Origin of the sequence: Streptomyces sp. NPDC050164 (assembly GCF_044459945.1) — a bacterium.
GTDB classification, from domain to species: domain Bacteria; phylum Actinomycetota; class Actinomycetes; order Streptomycetales; family Streptomycetaceae; genus Streptomyces; species Streptomyces coeruleorubidus_A.
Genome location: NZ_JBITJK010000019.1, coordinates 30793 through 47772 on the forward strand (window position 1 = coordinate 30793; position 16980 = coordinate 47772).

Genomic DNA, 16980 nt, shown 5'->3' on the forward strand with positions numbered 1-16980 from the left:
CGATTTGAACACCTCGTCCAAAACGGTCCGTGAGGGGCCGGACGTCCCCGATCCGAGGCCGTGTCGCCCCGGCGTTCACCTGCGGTTCGCCTGCCCGCCGCCCACGCGTGTCAGCCTCCGGTGGCTGGACAGACGCGGACGGGAGAAAAGGGGCGCGGCGAGCCATGGAGAGCGAACCGGCGATCTTCGCGGGAGTGGTGTTCTCCCTGTTCGGAGGCGCACTGCTGGCATGGACCGTGACACGCGTGCGCCAGCACCAGCCCGTCGCCCAGGGCGTGAGCCCCGTCGCGTCGGCGGCCCTCGCGAGCGTGGTCGCGGTGCTCGCCCTGGCGGTCGGAACCTGGTGCTTCACCCGCCTCTGAAGCCCGTGTCGGCGACGCGCCTGTGGGTAACTGAGAGGTTGCCCTCCGCATAGGGCCGGGCTTGCTCCAGGTACTCCGGGCGGCAGGAATGGTGGTAGTCGGGTTACCGTTCGAGTGGCCGTTGCGGGCTTTTCCCGTTTGACACGGGGGCGGGATGTACCGTCACACTCCGCAGCGTCACCACGACCCGACCCCGGGAGACGAACCCTGGGGAGGCCCCAGCGTCGACCGGAGAGAAGAGCGAAGTTGTCCCCGACCAGCGAGACCGCACAGGGCGGCCGCCGACTCGTCATCGTCGAGTCGCCTGCCAAGGCGAAGACGATCAAGGGCTACCTGGGCCCCGGCTACGTAGTCGAGGCGAGCGTCGGGCACATCCGCGACCTTCCCAACGGCGCTGCCGAGGTGCCCGAGAAGTACACCGGCGAGGTCCGTCGACTCGGTGTGGACGTCGAACACGACTTCCAGCCGATCTATGTGGTCAACGCCGATAAGAAGGCACAGGTCAAGAAGCTCAAGGACCTGCTGAAGGACTCCGACGAGCTCTTCCTGGCCACCGATGAGGACCGCGAGGGCGAGGCCATCGCCTGGCACCTCCAGGAGGTGCTCAAGCCCAAGGTCCCGGTCAAGCGGATGGTCTTCCACGAGATCACCAAGGCCGCGATCCAGGCCGCCGTGGCCAACCCGCGCCAGCTCAACCAGAAGCTCGTCGACGCCCAGGAGACCCGCCGCATCCTCGACCGTCTCTACGGCTACGAGGTCTCGCCGGTCCTGTGGAAGAAGGTCATGCCTCGGCTGTCCGCGGGCCGTGTCCAGTCGGTCGCCACCCGGCTCGTCGTGGAGCGGGAACGCGAGCGCATCGCCTTTCGTTCGGCTGAGTACTGGGACCTGACGGGCACCTTCGCGACCGGTCGCGCGGGAGACCAGTCGGACCCGTCGTCGCTGGTCGCGCGCCTGCAGACCGTCGACGGCAGGCGGGTCGCGCAGGGCCGCGACTTCGACTCCCTGGGACAACTGAAGAGCGCGAACACCCTCCACCTCGACGAGGCGAACGCCCGCGCCCTGGCCGCCGCCCTGGAGAACACGAGCTTCGCGGTCCGGTCCGTAGAGTCCAAGCCGTACCGCCGCTCGCCGTACGCCCCGTTCCGTACGACGACGCTGCAGCAGGAGGCCAGCCGCAAGCTCGGCTTCGGCGCGAAGGCGACGATGCAGATCGCGCAGAAGCTGTACGAGAACGGCTACATCACCTACATGCGTACGGACTCCACGACCCTGAGCGACACAGCGGTCGCCGCTGCCCGCGCCCAGGTCACGCAGCTGTACGGCGCCGACTATCTGCCGCCGCAGCCGAGGACGTACGCCGGGAAGGTCAAGAACGCGCAGGAGGCCCACGAGGCGATCCGGCCCTCGGGTGATCGTTTCCGTACTCCCGCCGAGACCGGACTGACCGGCGACCAGTTCAAGCTGTACGAGCTGATCTGGAAGCGGACCGTCGCCTCCCAGATGAAGGACGCGACCGGCAACAGCGTCACGGTGAAGATCGGCGGCACGGCGGCCGACGGCCGGGACGTCGAGTTCAGCGCGTCCGGCAAGACGATCACCTTCCACGGCTTCCTCAAGGCGTACGTCGAAGGCGCCGACGACCCGAATGCCGAGCTCGACGACCGCGAGCGCCGCCTGCCCCAGGTCTCCGAGGGCGACGCCCTGAGCGCCGAGGAGATCACGGTCGACGGGCACGCCACGAAGCCCCCGGCCCGCTACACCGAGGCCTCCCTGGTCAAGGAGCTGGAAGAGCGCGAGATCGGCCGCCCGTCGACGTACGCGTCGATCATCGGCACGATCCTGGACCGCGGCTACGTGTTCAAGAAGGGCACGGCCCTGGTGCCGTCCTTCCTGTCCTTCGCCGTGGTCAACCTCCTGGAGAAGCACTTCGGGCGGCTCGTCGACTACGACTTCACCGCCAAGATGGAGGACGACCTCGACCGCATCGCCCGCGGTGAGGCACAGGCCGTGCCGTGGCTCAGGCGCTTCTACTTCGGCGAGGGCGCGACCAACGGCAGCGCCGCCGACGCCGGCAACGGCGACGGGGACCACCTCGGCGGCCTCAAGGAGCTGGTGACCGACCTGGGCGCGATCGACGCGCGCGAGGTGTCGTCGTTCCCCGTGGGCAACGACATCGTGCTGCGGGTCGGCCGCTACGGGCCGTACATCGAGCGCGGCGAGAAGGACACCGAGCAGCACCAGCGCGCCGACATCCCGGACGACCTGGCGCCGGACGAGCTGACCGTCGACCTCGCCGAGGAGCTGCTCGCCAAGCCGAGCGGCGACTACGAGCTGGGCACGGACCCGGCCACCGGCCACACGATCGTCGCCAAGGACGGCCGCTACGGCCCGTACGTGACGGAGATCCTCCCCGAGGGCACCCCGAAGACGGGCAAGAACGCGGTCAAGCCGCGCACGGCGTCCCTGTTCAAGTCGATGTCCCTGGACACGGTGACCCTCGACGACGCCCTGAAGCTCATGTCGCTGCCGCGTGTCGTCGGCACCGACGCCGAGGGCCAGGAGATCACCGCGCAGAACGGCCGCTACGGCCCGTACCTGAAGAAGGGGACGGACTCGCGCTCGCTCCAGTCCGAGGAGCAGCTCTTCACGATCACGCTGGAGGAGGCGCTGGCGATCTACGCCCAGCCGAAGCAGCGTGGCCGGGCGGCCGCCAAGCCGCCGCTGAAGGAGCTGGGCACCGACCCGGTGAGCGAGAAGCCGGTCGTCGTCAAGGACGGCCGCTTCGGGCCGTACGTCACCGACGGGGAGACCAACGCGACCCTGCGCTCCGGCGACAGCGTCGAGACGATCACCCCGGAGCGCGGCTTCGAGCTGCTCGCCGAGAAGCGCGCGAAGGCGCCGGCGAAGAAGACCGCGAAGAAGGCGGCCAAGAAGGCTCCGGCGAAGAAGACGACTGCGGCCAAGAAGACCGCGGCGAAGAAGACCACGACCGCGAAGAAGACGACGGCGAAGAAGACCACCACCGCGAAGAAGACGGCCGCCAAGACGGCGACCGCCTCGGAGCCGGCGGAGGACTGAGGCCCGTTCAGGGCCCGTCCGGGATCCGCGCGGAAATCGCTCGGGGTCCGTCCGGGAACCGTCCGGTATCCGGACCGCCAAGGTCCGGATCTTCGCCCAGGGTTCGGAAAGCGAACGCCCCGGCAACACTTCGGTGTCGGGGCGTGCGCATGCCAGGCCGGGCATCCCAGGGTGTCGGTGGCTCCCGATAGGCTGAATGCATGACGCGAGCCGAGCATCCAACGGCCTCTCAGCCGGCCCCCGACGACGCCCTGGTCGCGGACTCCCGCGAGCGTGCCGTCCGCGCCCTGCTGCGACGTCCGCAGTTGAAGCGGTTGTGGAGCGCACAGCTCGTGGGCGGCGTGGGCGACACCCTCGCCCTTCTCGTGCTGGTCGTCCTCGCTCTCCAAGCGGCCATCGCCGAGGGCTCGTTCGGGGGCGGCTACCGCGGCGTGGCGTTCGCAGTGGCGACCGTTTTCGGGGTGCGCATCCTGGCGACGCTCCTGTTCGGCGCCGTGCTCCTCGGCCCGCTCACCGCGCTCACCTCCCAGGACGGCCCGCTGGACCGCCGCTGGACCATGGTGGGCGCGGACGGACTGCGCGCGGCGCTGCTCATCGTCGCCCCGCTGTGGATCGACTGGATGCCCGAGGACGCGCTGGCCGTCCTCCTCGTCACGGCCTTCGTGACGGGAGTTGCCGAGCGGTTGTGGACGGTGTGCCGCGAGAGCGCGGCCCCCGCGCTGCTGCCGCCCCCGCCGCCGGAAGGCGCGACGGTCCGGCCGCTGCCCGACCACATGGACGCCCTGCGCCGCCTGTCGCTGCGCACCGGCTTCGTCTCGATCCCGCTCGCGGCCGTCGCCCTCGTCGTCGCGTCCCTGTTCAACAACCTGCTGGGCGTCGGCATCGACTGGTTCGCCCAGCACCAGGCGGCCCTCGCCTCCTACGTGGCGGCAGGGCTGTTCGCCGCCTCCCTGTCCGTGCTGACCTTCCTGGAGCTGCCCGGCACGCGCACCCCCCGCGCGCGGTCGCCGCTCGAGGGGCTGCGCCGCCCGAAGACCACCGCCGGCGCCGACAAGGGCCGCACCGGCGTGCTGCCGCTGCTGGTGCTGGCCTGCGCGGCCGTCGCCGCCGCGGTGTCCGCCGCCGTCGCCGTGGCCGTGCTGCACGCCAAGGACCTGGGCGGCGGCCCGGTGCTGTACGGACTGTTCGTGGGCGCGCTGACCGGCGGTGTCGTCGTCGGCATCCGTACGGCGCCCTCGCTGCTGCCCGCCCTGTCGCGCCGCCGGCTGCTCTCGCTGGCCATCGCCTTCACCGGTGTCGCGCTGCTGGCCGCCGGACTGGTCCCGGACGTCACCAGCGTGCTGCTGATCCTGGCGCTGGCCGGCGTCGGCGCGGGCATGTCCGCCAACATCGGGCACACCCTGCTCGACCAGGAGACCGAGGAGTACCGGCGGCCCCGTACGACGGAGCACCTGCACGCGGTCGTGCGCGTCTGTGTGGCGCTCGGCGCGGTGATCGCCCCGCTGGTGGCGGCGGGGATCGGGCCGCACCGGCTGGAGAGCGGCAAGTTCGTCTTCGCGCACGGCGGCGCGGCCTTCACTCTGATGCTGGCCGGCGCCCTGCTGCTGCCGTTGGCCGCGCTGGTCCTGGCCAAGGTCGACGACCGTTCCGGAGTGCCGCTGCGCCAGGACCTGCGCGACGCGCTGCTCCGCGGCGACGACCCGGAGCAGGCGCCCGCCGCCTCCGGTTTCTTCATCGCCCTGGAGGGCGGCGACGGCGCCGGGAAGTCCACGCAGGCCGAGGCGCTCGCCGAGTGGATCCGCGGCAAGGGCCACGAGGTCGTGCTGACGCGCGAGCCGGGGGCGACGCCCGTGGGCAAGCGGCTGCGGTCGATCCTGCTGGACGTGTCGAGCGAGGGTCTGTCGCACCGCGCCGAGGCCCTGCTGTACGCGGCCGACCGGGCGGAGCACATCGACACCGTCGTACGGCCCGCCCTGGAGCGCGGCGCGGTCGTCATCTCCGACCGGTACATCGACTCGTCCGTGGCCTACCAGGGGGCGGGCCGTGACCTGTCGCCGACCGAGATCGCCCGGATCAACCGCTGGGCCACGAACGGACTCGTGCCGCATCTGACCGTCCTGCTGGACGTCGCGCCGGAGACCGCCCGCGAGCGGTTCACCGAGGCGCCGGACCGGCTGGAGTCGGAGCCGGCCGAGTTCCACGCCCGCGTGCGGTCCGGTTTCCTGACCCTGGCCGCGGCCGACGCCGGGCGGTACCTGGTGGTGGACGCCGGCCAGGAGCCCGAGGCCGTCACGACCGTCATCCGGCACCGGCTCGACCAGGTGCTGCCGCTGTCCGAGGCCGAGATCAAGGCGCAGGAGGAGGCTCGGAAGAAGGCCGAGGAGGAGGCCCGCCGGAAGGCCGAGGAAGAGGCTGCCCGCAAGGCTGAGGAGGAGCGCCTGGAGCGTGAGCGCCAGGAGCAGCTCGCCCGGCTGCGTGCCGAGGAGGAGGAGCGCAAGCGGCGCGAGCTGGAAGAGGCGCAGCGCCGCGAGGCCGAACGGCAGGCGGAGGAGGCCCGGCGCCGGGCCGAGGAAGCACGCAAGAAGGCCGAGGAGGAGCGGGCACGGCTCCTCGCGGAGGAGAAGGCCCGCGCCGAGGAGGAGGCCCGGCGCAAGGCAGAGGAGGAACGCCGACGCCAGCAGGCCGAGGAAGAGGCCCGGCTGCGTGCCGAGGCCGAGGCGCTCCGCTTGGAGAAGCAGCGCAAGGCCGAGGAGGCCCTGCTGCGCGCCGAGGAGGCGCGGCGTCTGGCGGAGGCGGCGGCCGCTGCCGCTGAGGCCGGGCCGAAGAGCTCCGCCCCGCGGGGTCCCTCCGGTCCGACGGCCGCCCAGGAGGCGGCGACGGTGCCCACGCCCGTGGTGAAGCCGGGCGGCGCCGCGGACGACACGACCGTGCTGCGCCCCGTGCGGGACGAGGAGCAGGGCCGGGGCCGGACCTCCGGCGGGTCCGACGCCGAGGTGACGGCCGAGCTGCCCAAGCCGCCGGCTGCGCCGGGTGCGGGGGACGAGACCGAGGTGCTGCCCCAGGTGCCCTCCGGGGCGGGCGACGAGACGGCCGTACTGCCTCCGGTCCGGCCGGGGGACGCCGACGAGACGGCCGTGCTGCCACCCGTACGGGACGAACCGGTGGACCGGGTTCCGCCCGGGTACTTCCGTGAGGACACCCCGGCCGCCCGGCCCGACGGCACCGAGGACCGTACGCGGGAGCTGCCCCAGGTCGACGCCGAGGGCAGGCCCCGCCAGCGGTCCGACTGGGCCGAGGAGACGCCGCTGGACGACCTGCCCTCGCTGGCGGACGAGCTGCTCGGACCGCACGAGGACGAGCCGGACGACGGGCGGGGACGCCGGGGGAAGGGCGGCCGGGGCCGCTGAGGCCTTCGGCGGTCCGGCAGGGGCCCGGGCCGACGCGGGAGACGGGCCGAGCCGCACCGGCGGGATCAGGTGGCGGCCCGCGAGATCAGGTGGCGGGCCGCGAGATCAGGCGGCGGCAGGCGTTGTCAGTGGTCACCCCCACAATGGATCTCACACCGTGGAACGTGACGAAAGGGCGGCGTGACCCATGACCGTGTGGGACGACCTCGTCGGGCAGGAGAGGGTGAGCGCGCAGCTGAACGCCGCCGCCCGGGACGCCGACGCCCTGGTCACCGCGGCCTCGGCCGACGCTCCCCCGCCCGAGGCGTCGAAGATGACGCACGCGTGGCTGTTCACGGGCCCGCCCGGGGCCGGGCGGAACCAGGCGGCGCGGGCGTTCGCGGCGGCCTTGCAGTGCGTCAGCCCGGACCGGGCCCTCGGCGGCTCCCCGGGCTGCGGCTTCTGCGACGGATGTCACACGGCCCTGGTCGGCACGCACGCCGACGTCACCACCGTCGCCGCGGTCGGCTCGCAGATCCTCGCCGACGACATGCGCGACACCGTCCGCAAGTCGTTCACGTCACCGGCGAACGGCCGCTGGCAGGTCATCCTCGTCGAGGACGCCGAGCGGCTGAACGAGAAGTCGGCCAACGCCGTCCTCAAGGCAGTGGAGGAGCCGGCCCCGCGCACGGTCTGGCTGCTGTGCGCCCCCTCCATCGAGGACGTCCTGCCGACGATCCGCTCCCGCTGCCGCCACCTGAACCTGAGCACGCCGTCGGTCGACGCCGTCGCCGACATGCTCGTACGCCGTGAGGGCATCGAGCCGGACGTCGCCGCCGCGGCGGCCCGCGCGACCCAGGGCCATGTCGACCGGGCCCGCCGCCTGGCCACCGACCCGGCCGCGCGCGAGCGCCGTGCCGCCGTGCTGAGACTGCCGCAGCGGGTGGACGAGATCGGCAGTGCGCTCAAGGCCGCCCAGGAGCTCGTCGACGCGGCCGCCGAGGACGCCAAGCAGCTCGCGGAGGAGACGGACGCCAAGGAGACCGAGGAGCTGAAGGCCGCCCTCGGCGCGGCCCAGGGCGGCCGCATGCCGCGCGGCACCGCGGGCGTGATGAAGGACTTGGAAGACAAGCAGAAGCGCCGCAGAACGCGCACGCAGCGCGACAGCCTCGACGTCGCCCTGACCGACCTCACGGCCTTCTACCGCGACGTCCTCGCCCTCCAGCTCGGCTCCCGCGTGGCCATCGCCAACGCCGACGCCGAGGACGCCCTGGAGCGCCTCGCCCGCAGCAGCTCCCCGGAGTCCACGCTGCGCCGCATCGAGGCGATCGCCGCCTGCCGCGACGCCCTCGACCGGAACGTGGCCCCGCTGCTCGCGGTGGAAGCCATGACGATGGCGCTCAGAGCGGGCTGAGCCGGCAGGGCGGCGCCACGCTGCATCGCCCGGCACCGCACACGAGGTGGACGCGGAGTTGACGCCGTAACTCGTACGAGGCACGACACGCACGCAGAGCATCCATTCCGTCGCCCAGAGTTACGCTCGCTGGATGGACACAAGGCGCACTCCACGCTCCGCCTCCCGCTCCGCCTCCCGCTCCGTCTCCCGCTCCGGCGGCCTGCACCGCCGGGCCCGCAGCGGAGCCAGGACCGCGGCCAGCCTCCTCGCCACGGCCGCGCTGCTCCTGTCCGCCTGCTCCTCCGGGAGCTCGACGACGTCCGCCACGGCTGCGGCACAGGCAGCGGCACTGGTCGCGCTGCCGCGGTCCACCCCCGCGGCGCTCACGCCGTACTACGAACAGAAGCCGGCCTGGCGGGGCTGCGGCGTCCCCGGCTTCCAGTGCGCCACGATCAAGGCACCGCTCGACTACGCCGAGCCCACCCGCGGAGACGTCCGGCTCGCCGTCACCCGCAAGAAGGCCACGGGCCCGGGGGAGCGGCTCGGCTCGCTGCTCGTGAACCCCGGCGGGCCGGGCGGCTCGGCGATCGGCTACGTCCAGGCGTACGCGGGTATCGGCTACCCGGCCGAGGTCCGCGCCCGCTACGACATGGTGGCGGTCGACCCGCGCGGCGTGGCCCGCAGCGAGCCCGTCGAGTGCCTGGACGGGCCGGAGATGGACACGTACACGCAGACGGACGCCACGCCCGACGACGCCAAGGAGACCGACGGCCTGGTCGAGGCGTACCGGACGTTCGCCGAGGGCTGCGGCGCGGACTCGCCCCGGCTGCTGCGCCATGTGTCCACGGTGGAGGCGGCCCGTGACATGGACATCGTGCGGGAGGTGCTCGGGGACGAGAAGCTGAACTTCGTAGGCGCCTCCTACGGCACCTTCCTCGGTGCGACGTACGCAGGGCTCTTCCCGGACCGGACGGGCCGGCTGGTGCTGGACGGCGCGATGGACCCGTCGCTGCCGGCACGGCGGCTGAACCTCGAACAGACGGCGGGCTTCGAGACGGCGTTCCGGTCGTTCGCCCGGGACTGCGTACGGCACGAGGACTGTCCGCTGGGCGGCGCCGGCACCTCGCCCGATCAGGTCGGCGAGAACCTCAAGGCGTTCTTCGAGAAGCTGGACGCGCGGCCGGCCGCCACCGGCGACCCCGACGGCCGCCGCCTCACCGAGTCGCTCGCCACCACCGGCGTGATCGCGGCCATGTACGACGAGGGCGCCTGGCAGCAGCTGCGCGAGGCGCTGACGTCCGCGATGAAGGAGAACGACGGCTCCGGGCTGCTCGTCCTCTCCGACGGCTACTACGAGCGGGACGCCGACGGCGGCTACAGCAACCTGATGTTCGCCAACGCGGCCGTGAACTGCCTCGACCTGCCGCCCGCCTTCGACACCCCCGACGAGGCGCAAAGGGCGCTCCCCGAGTTCCACAAGGCGTCCCCGGTCTTCGGCAAGGGGCTGGCGTGGGCCGCCCTGAACTGCGCGTACTGGCCGGTGCACGCCACGGGCGAGCCGCACCGCATCGAGGCGAAGGGCGCCGCCCCCATCGTCGTGGTCGGGACCACCCGCGACCCCGCGACCCCGTACCGCTGGGCGCAGGCCCTGGCCGGCCAGCTCTCCTCGGCCCGCCTCCTCACCTACGAGGGCGACGGCCACACGGCGTACGGCCGCGGCAGCTCCTGCATCGACCGGACGATCAACGCGTACCTCCTGCGCGGCACCCCTCCCACGGACGGGAAGCGCTGCTCGTAACCGCTGCGCCCGGCCCCGGAGGGCCGCCTCCGGGGCTGGTACGGAGCACCCTCGGAAACTGTGTAGACTTACCGTCGTTGCTGATCGCACCATAGTGCGGACAGCGCGCCGCCTTAGCTCAGATGGCCAGAGCAACGCACTCGTAATGCGTAGGTCTCGGGTTCGAATCCCGAAGGCGGCTCTACTTGAGACCAGGCCAGATGCTTTCTGACCTGGTCTTTTGTGCTGATCGGCTGATGGCTGGTCAGCTCGCCGCCGCCCTCGAGTAGGCAGAGGGTGGTTCCAGTCGTCCCACGGGTATCCCGCGGCGGACGATGGCGCGTTTCTTGAGTGCGTCCAGCAGTTCCACGGGCAGCAGTAGGTGTGCCCCGGCTGAAGCTCGCCCCGGATGGTGTCCTGGACGCGGCAGAGGGCACCCGCTCGAGCACCTCCCTGGCACCTGATCACGAGTGAGGGGTGGCTCATCCGTCGATGATGAAGCGGTCCAGGGTTCGGACGTAGTCAGCGGCACCCATGCGACCGACCGACCCCAGTCGGCCGAGGTCGACGTGGAAGTCCATTTCGTCGATCAGTCCCTCGTCCGCGGTGACGTGGACGACCTCACCGATGACGATGAAGTGGTCACCGACCGGCACCACCGCGGACGTCCGGCATTCGAAGGCGATGGGGGAGCCGTCGATGCGCGGCGAGTGGACCCTCCGCCCGGGCAGCGGCCGCAGCCCGGCCAGTTCGTACTCCGACTCGCCGTGCGGCAGCGGTTTAGCCGAGGCGGTGGCCGCTGCGGCGTGTTTTTCGACCAGGACGTTGACGGTGAACTCCCCTGTGCCGCCCTCGGCCGGCACCCGGGCGTTGCGGCACGAGTCCTTCTCGGTGCTGTCGGCCCGTCGGCCCGCACAGAAGAGCAGCGCCATCGGGGAGTACCCCACCGCCGTGTGGTACGAGAACGGCGCCAGGTTGACCGCCCCGCTCGGGGAGACCGTGCTCACCATGGCGATCGGCCGGGGGACCACGCTCCACAACAGCAGCCGCTCGCGCTGCCGTACGGTCATGTCTGCTACGTCGATGTCCAGCATGGATCAGCTGCTCCCGGTGCCGCGGGGCCGGTCGGCGCCGGGACCGCGCAAGCTCTGCGGGCGGGGGTCCGTCCAGACCTGGTCGACGTAGGCGAGGCAGTCGTCGAGCGTGCTGGTGAAGCCGACGGGAGACCAGCCCGCCGGGGTTGTGCCGTCCGCAGGCCAGACCGAGTACTGCCGCTCATGGTTGATCACGACGTGATGGAGCCGGCCGGTGTCGTCCGCTGCCATGGAGTCCGCCTTCCGAGTGGTGAGGAGATGGGAGTCTGGTCCGGTGGGTCTCACACAGGACTGGGGGCGAGTTCCTCCACGTGCAGAGTGCCGCGCAACCGCCGCAGCTCGGGGAACGGGAGCGTGATCCGGCGCATCAGGAACTCCTCCCCGGACGTTCCTCCGGTGCCTTGCTGCCCGCCGACCATCTTCGACATCAGGCCCAGGTGGGCCACCTTCCAGCGCCAGTAGCCGTTGCCCACGTCCAGCAGCGCCTCGGCCACCCGGTGCAGACCGCCGCCGGCGATCCCGAGGCGGCAGACGTCGGCCACGGTGCAGCGCTGGTGGGCGGCGTTCTCCACGAAGGCCTCGTACAGCTCACCCTCCCTCTTGCCGTCCCCCAGCAGTCGGCCGAGCACCCGGAACTGCTGCGACTGGGCCCCGCTGGCCGTGCCGAGGTAGGGCCGGAACTGGACGAAGTGGCGTAGCTGGAGGCGTTCCAGGACGAGCACCTGTTCGTGCAGGACTCGAAGCAACTCAGCCGCGCGCTGGAGGAGTTCCACGCTGGTCTCCGCCCCGTCGGCCGGACGGCCGGGGGCGGACAGCAGGTCCCTCGCCAGGCTCAGATCCGCGATGGCCTGCTTGAGCCACAGCTCGCAGGACTGGTGGGCGACGATGAAGAAGTGTTCGGCCAGGACCACGGTCCGGTCGGCCGTGTCGGGGATCTGCGTCTTCTGGAGCGAGAGCAGTGTCTCCGTCTGGAGGTAGGAGGAATAGCTCAGCTCAGCCATGGTCAGCTCCGCGTCATTGAGTCCGTGTCGAGGAAGGCGAGGATGTCGGTGAGGAGGCGTTCGGTGTACTGGAACGGATGGAAGTGGTGGCCCTCTCGTTCGAGCAGGCTGAACGGCCCGGTGGTGACGGAGGCCCAGCCGGCCAGCAGGGAGCCGTCCACGAGCGGGTCCTGAGCGCCGTGGTAGCAGCGGACGGGGCAGGACAGGGGAGTGGCCGGGGACTCCGGTCGGTAGTGCTCGTGCGCCGTGATGTCCGCACGCAGCACCGGAAGCAGCGCCTCCGCCAGTTCCGCGTCGTCGGCCACGGCGGGGCCCCCGCTCAGAGAGCGGGTCAGGGACCACAGTTCGCGGTCGGAGAGGGTCTCGGCAAGCACCCTGCCCACCGTGCCGGGGGGCGGGCAACTGGACACCAGCAGACCGGAGGGTGGGCTGCCCAGGGCGCTGAGGGTCAGGGCGGTCTCGTAGGCGACCAGGGCCCCGAGGCTGTGCCCGAACAGGACGGTGGGTAGCGGACGCAGGCGCAGGAGTTCGGACGCGAGTTCCGAACTCAGCGCGCGCACCTCGGTCGACAGAGGCTCGCCGTAACGGTCGCCGTGCCCCGGATACTGTGCCGCCAGCAACTCGATGGCCGACGGAAGCCCGGTGGCCCACGCGCCGTAGTCGGCCGTGGTTCCACCTGAGTGCGGAAGACAGACGAGCCGTGCGGTGGGTGCGGGGGCTTGGGCCAGCGTCCGCAGGCAGTGATCCCGACCAGTACGAAGCATGATGTGCTCCTCCGCTTCGGATGTGTTCGTAAGTTCTCACGGCGTACCGGGGCGGCAGAGCAATCTTTCGGCTCTCCGTCACCGCCCGGACCGGCCGCGAAAGACTTCTGACACTTCTGGAGCGGGACGGCTGGGCCGCCTGTGATGATCTGCGAACCGGAGCCGGTGTCGGGCACTGCGCGCAGTGCGTTACCAGTCTTCAGTGGGGATTGCGGACGATGAGCCGAACAGTGGTCGCCTCGCTCGATCTGACCGACTCGGGCACGTTCATGGAGCGTGACCCATTCCAGTTCTTCGCCGAAGTGCGGGCGACCGAGCCGGTGTACTGGCACGCCGCCTCGGAGGACCGGCCCGGGTTCTGGGTCGTGGCCGGGTACGCCGACGTCGTCGCCTGTTATGGCGCTGCCGGCGCCCTGGCTTCGGGCCGTGGCACCGTGCTCGAGGTGCTGCTGCGCGGAGACGACTCCGCCGGGGGCAGGATGCTCGCCGTCACGGACCGGCCCCGCCACCGGCAACTGCGGGCCCTGATGTGGCGTGCCCTCTCGCCGAGGGTGCTTGACACGGTCGCCCGGAAGGTCGAGCAGCGCACCGCCGCGCTCGTCGAGCGCGCAGTCGGCTCGGGGAGCTTCGACTTCGCCACTGAGGTCGCGGAACACGTGCCGATGAACACGATCTGCGATCTGCTGTCCGTCCCCGAGGCGGACCGGCCCGAACTGCTCAGGTGGAGCAAGGGAGCGCTGACCGGGGCGGACGAACTCGACTCCCTGGAATCGCGCAACGAACTCGTCCTGTATTTCATGGATCTGGCCGAGCGGCGCCGCTCGGACCCGGGCGACGACGTGATCAGCACGCTCGCCACCGGGGTGATCCAGGGCGAACTGCTGAGCCTGGAAGAGGTCGCCCTCAACTGCTACAGCCTGATCATCGGCGGTGACGAGTCCTCGCGGGTGTCGGCGGTCAGCACGGTCAAGGCCCTCGCCGAGCACCCCGCGCAGTGGCGGGCCCTGCGGGACGGCCGGGTCGACCTGGACACCGCTGTGGAGGAAGCGCTGCGCTGGGCGACCCCCTCGTTCCACTTCGCCCGTACCGCCACCCGCGACCACGCCATCGCGGGCCGGCAGGTGCGGGCGGGAGAGATCGTGTCGATGTGGAACATCTCGGCCAACAACGACGAGCGGGCGTTCGCGGATCCGCGCCGCTTCGACCTGTCCCGGTCCCCCAACAAGCACGTCGCCCTGGGCCACGGGCCCCACTACTGTCTGGGGGCCTTTCTCGGTCGGGCCGAACTGCGCGCGCTACTGACCGTGCTCGCCGCGAGGGTCCGCGATCTGGAGGTCACCGGGCCGCCCACCAGGATCCGGTCCAACTTTCTCAACGGCTACAGCTCACTGCCGGTGCGCTTTCTCCCGAGGTGACGGCCCGGCACAGGAAGGGGGGGACCGAAATGCGAACCGAGAAGAGGAACGACATGCGTGTGACGGTCGACCAGCAGCGCTGTATCGGCTCCGGAATGTGCGTCCTCGCCGTGGACGAGGTGTTCGACCAGCGGGAGGAGGACGGGGCCGTTCACCTGCTCCGGCAGGACGTGCCGAGCGAACTTCAGGACCGGGTGGACCATGCCGCCCGCGTCTGTCCCTCGCGGGCCATCACCGTCCGGCAGGGAGCAGGAGACCGACGCCTAGGCAGAGCGAGCCCTCAGCCGTTGTCGCCGGGGCCGAAGACATTGCTCAGGGGAGGAACGCGTCATGCCGCCCGTCACCGCCCCGCCCCTAGGCGGGCATGCCCTGCTGGTCCTGCTGGTCCAGGCGTCCTTGCTGCTCGGTGCCGCGCTGCTGCTCGGCCGTATCGCCACGCGGTTCCAACTGCCTGCGGTATCGGGCGAGTTGCTGGCCGGCATCCTGCTCGGACCCACGGTGCTGGGTCGGCTCCTGCCCGGGTTCCAGCACTGGCTCCGGATGGCAGAGCCCTCCCAGGCACATCTGCTGGACGCGGTCGGCCAGGTCGGGGTGATCCTCCTCGTGGGGACGACCGCGCTGGAGATCGACCTCGCCCTGGTGCGCCGCACCCGGCGGACGTCGCTCACGGTGGGGGCCTTCGGCTTGCTGATTCCCCTGGGGCTCGGCTGTGCCGCGGGCTTCGTGGCGCCCGCGGCCCTGCTGCCGGCCGACCGCGAACGCGCTCTGTTCGCCTTCTTCATCGGTGTGACCATGTGCGTCAGCGCGCTGCCGGTGATCGCCAAAGTGCTGTCGGACATGCGGCTGCTGCACCGGGACATAGCCCAACTGACCATCGCCGTCGGTGTGGTGGACGATGTCGCCGGCTGGATGCTGCTGTCCGTGGTGTCCGCCACGGCAGCGAGCGGGCTGACGTTCGGATCAGTCGCCGAGCCCCTGTGCATGCTGGTGCTGATCACGGTCTGCGCCGTACTCCTCGGCCGGCCGGTGGTCCGGTGGCTGATGGCCACGGCGCGGTCCTCGCAGACGGCCATGGGCACCGCGACCGTGGTGATCGTCGGATGTGCGGCGGCCACCCAGGCCATAGGCATGGAAGCGTCGTTCGGTGCCCTCGTCGGAGGCCTGCTGGCAGGAGCGGCCGGGGCGGCGACGAAGAACGGACTGGCTCCCCTGCGCTCCGTCACGCTCTCGGTTCTCGCCCCGCTCTACTTCGCCGAGGCGGGCCTGCGGATGAATCTGTCGGCGCTGGACACCCCGCTGATCGCCCTGGCGGCGCTGGGAGCGCTCGTCGTGGCGACCGCGGGCAAGTTCGCCGGGGCCATGCTCGGCGCCCGCGTCGCGGGGCTCGATCGCCGTTCCGGCCTTGTGCTCGGCGCCGGCATGAACGCGCGCGGAGTCATCCAGATCATCGTGGCCGGGATCGGTCTGCGGGTGGGCGTGCTGAACACCGCGTCGTACACCATCGTGGTGCTGGTCGCGGTCGCCACCTCGCTGATGGCGCCGCCGGTACTCCGCCGCGCCGTGCTGCGCATCGAGGTCAACGACGAGGAGCGGGCCCGTCTCCGGCGGAACAGGGACCTGGCGGGCGCCTCCTGAGGAGACGCCCGGTCCGGCCTACGTCTTGAAAGCGCCGAAGTCGATCGAGGCCAGGCGCTTGGGGTCCAGCAGGATCTGGATCTGTGAGATCCGGTCCCGCCGTACGGCGAAGCCCATGACGGACACCGGTACGCCGTCCCGGTCGACCAGGACGCCGGGGGTGCCGTTGACGAGGACGGGGGTCACCGTCACACCGGGCTGGCGGAACAGCGCGGCCCGCTCCGCCACGGGGCGGGCCCCGTGGAGCGTCGACGAGGCGGAGACGAGCGAGAGTCCGCCGTCCGCACGGAGTTCGACATCCGGGTCCAGCACGGCCACCAGCCCGTCGAGATCGCCGTTGCGCGCCGCGGCGAAGAAAGCATCGACCAGCACACGCCGAGTCGCGAAGTCGCCGCCGGAGTCCTTCTCGTGGGCACCCTGCACCCGTCGGCGCGCCCGGCTGGCCAACTGGCGGGTCGCCACCGTCGTACGCCCGACGACGGCCGCGATCTCGTCGAAGGTCAGATGGAACATGTCGTGCAGCACGAAGGCCACCCGCTCGGCGGGGACGAGTGTGTCCAGCACGATCAGCAGCGCGAGGCTGACCGAGTCGCTCAGCACGGCCTCGTCCTCGGGGCCGTGGGACGGTTCGCGTCCGACGACGGGGTCCGGCAGGTGCACGCCGACCGGGTCTTCCGGGTGCGCGGCGCGTGACCGCAGGACGTTCAGGCAGATGCGGCTGATCACGGTGGTCAGCCAGGCGGGGAGGTTCTCCACCTCGTCCGCGTCACTGCGGCTGAGTCTGATCCAGGTGTCCTGAACGGCGTCCTCTGCCTCGGCGTGCGAGCCGAGCATCCGGTAGGCGACGGTCCTCACATGCGGCCGTAAGTGCTCGAACCGCTCCGCCAGCCGATCGTGTTCCTGCACGGTCACACTCCTCGGTTGCCACGGGTCATCACTAGTGGGCGGCTAGCCGACCCCCACGAATGTGGACCCGACTAGGAGCACGAATGATCACTTTTTCATTGTATACCACACGTACATCGGGGAGGGAGGTGACGTGAACCGCTCTCTTACCGAATTCTGGCGTCGG

12 protein-coding genes, 1 tRNA gene and 1 pseudogene are annotated in these 16980 nt (G+C 71.3%); 9 read left to right on the forward strand and 5 right to left on the reverse strand.

Features of this window, described 5'->3' with window-relative positions:
- The first annotated feature begins 164 nt into the window (after positions 1 to 164).
- From ACIBNA_RS24185 to ACIBNA_RS24210, 6 genes are all read left to right on the forward strand, one after another.
- Positions 165 to 362, forward strand: coding sequence for a hypothetical protein (locus ACIBNA_RS24185; protein ID WP_399167219.1), 198 nt, complete (start codon positions 165 to 167; stop codon positions 360 to 362).
- Between the two features lie 246 nt (positions 363 to 608).
- Positions 609 to 3440, forward strand: a complete 2832-nt coding sequence (topA, locus tag ACIBNA_RS24190) for a type I DNA topoisomerase (protein ID WP_399167220.1) — start codon at positions 609 to 611, stop codon at positions 3438 to 3440.
- A gap of 200 nt (positions 3441 to 3640) precedes the next feature.
- Positions 3641 to 6847, forward strand: coding sequence for a dTMP kinase (gene tmk, locus ACIBNA_RS24195; protein ID WP_399167221.1), 3207 nt, complete (start codon positions 3641 to 3643; stop codon positions 6845 to 6847).
- Between the two features lie 187 nt (positions 6848 to 7034).
- Positions 7035 to 8240, forward strand: coding sequence for a DNA polymerase III subunit delta' (locus ACIBNA_RS24200; RefSeq protein WP_399167222.1), 1206 nt, complete (start codon positions 7035 to 7037; stop codon positions 8238 to 8240).
- A gap of 133 nt (positions 8241 to 8373) precedes the next feature.
- Positions 8374 to 10020, forward strand: coding sequence for an alpha/beta hydrolase (locus tag ACIBNA_RS24205; RefSeq protein ID WP_399167223.1), 1647 nt, complete (start codon positions 8374 to 8376; stop codon positions 10018 to 10020).
- A 107-nt stretch (positions 10021 to 10127) separates the two neighbouring features.
- A tRNA-Thr gene (locus ACIBNA_RS24210) sits at positions 10128 to 10201 on the forward strand.
- Between the two features lie 280 nt (positions 10202 to 10481).
- On the opposite strand, the gene ACIBNA_RS24215 is transcribed toward ACIBNA_RS24210, so the two are convergent.
- The 4 genes from ACIBNA_RS24215 to ACIBNA_RS24230 are packed head-to-tail and all read right to left on the reverse strand — an operon-like array spanning position 10482 to position 12858.
- Positions 10482 to 11093, reverse strand: a complete 612-nt coding sequence (locus tag ACIBNA_RS24215; protein WP_399167224.1) for a flavin reductase family protein — start codon at positions 11091 to 11093, stop codon at positions 10482 to 10484.
- Positions 11094 to 11096: 3 nt separating this feature from the next.
- On the reverse strand, positions 11097 to 11324 hold the full coding sequence (locus tag ACIBNA_RS24220; RefSeq protein ID WP_399167225.1) for an MbtH family protein: 228 nt from the start codon (positions 11322 to 11324) through the stop codon (positions 11097 to 11099).
- A 50-nt stretch (positions 11325 to 11374) separates the two neighbouring features.
- On the reverse strand, positions 11375 to 12094 hold the full coding sequence (locus ACIBNA_RS24225; protein ID WP_399167226.1) for a tryptophan 2,3-dioxygenase family protein: 720 nt from the start codon (positions 12092 to 12094) through the stop codon (positions 11375 to 11377).
- Between the two features lie 2 nt (positions 12095 to 12096).
- Entirely contained in the window at positions 12097 to 12858 is a 762-nt protein-coding gene (locus ACIBNA_RS24230) for a thioesterase II family protein (RefSeq protein WP_399167227.1), read from the reverse strand.
- Positions 12859 to 13076: 218 nt separating this feature from the next.
- On the opposite strand from ACIBNA_RS24230, the gene ACIBNA_RS24235 reads away from it, so the two are divergent.
- From ACIBNA_RS24235 to ACIBNA_RS24245, 3 genes and pseudogenes are all read left to right on the forward strand, one after another.
- Positions 13077 to 14273: a cytochrome P450 gene (locus tag ACIBNA_RS24235; RefSeq protein ID WP_399167228.1), complete on the forward strand. Its 1197-nt coding sequence runs from the start codon at positions 13077 to 13079 to the stop codon at positions 14271 to 14273.
- A 53-nt stretch (positions 14274 to 14326) separates the two neighbouring features.
- Positions 14327 to 14512 (forward strand): annotated as a pseudogene (locus ACIBNA_RS24240) (ferredoxin); the annotation flags it as partial.
- Positions 14513 to 14603: 91 nt separating this feature from the next.
- Complete coding sequence (locus ACIBNA_RS24245; RefSeq protein WP_399167229.1) at positions 14604 to 15908, forward strand: cation:proton antiporter; 1305 nt, start codon at positions 14604 to 14606, stop codon at positions 15906 to 15908.
- Between the two features lie 18 nt (positions 15909 to 15926).
- On the opposite strand, the gene ACIBNA_RS24250 is transcribed toward ACIBNA_RS24245, so the two are convergent.
- Complete coding sequence (locus ACIBNA_RS24250; protein WP_399167230.1) at positions 15927 to 16814, reverse strand: sigma-70 family RNA polymerase sigma factor; 888 nt, start codon at positions 16812 to 16814, stop codon at positions 15927 to 15929.
- Positions 16815 to 16980: the final 166 nt, after the last annotated feature.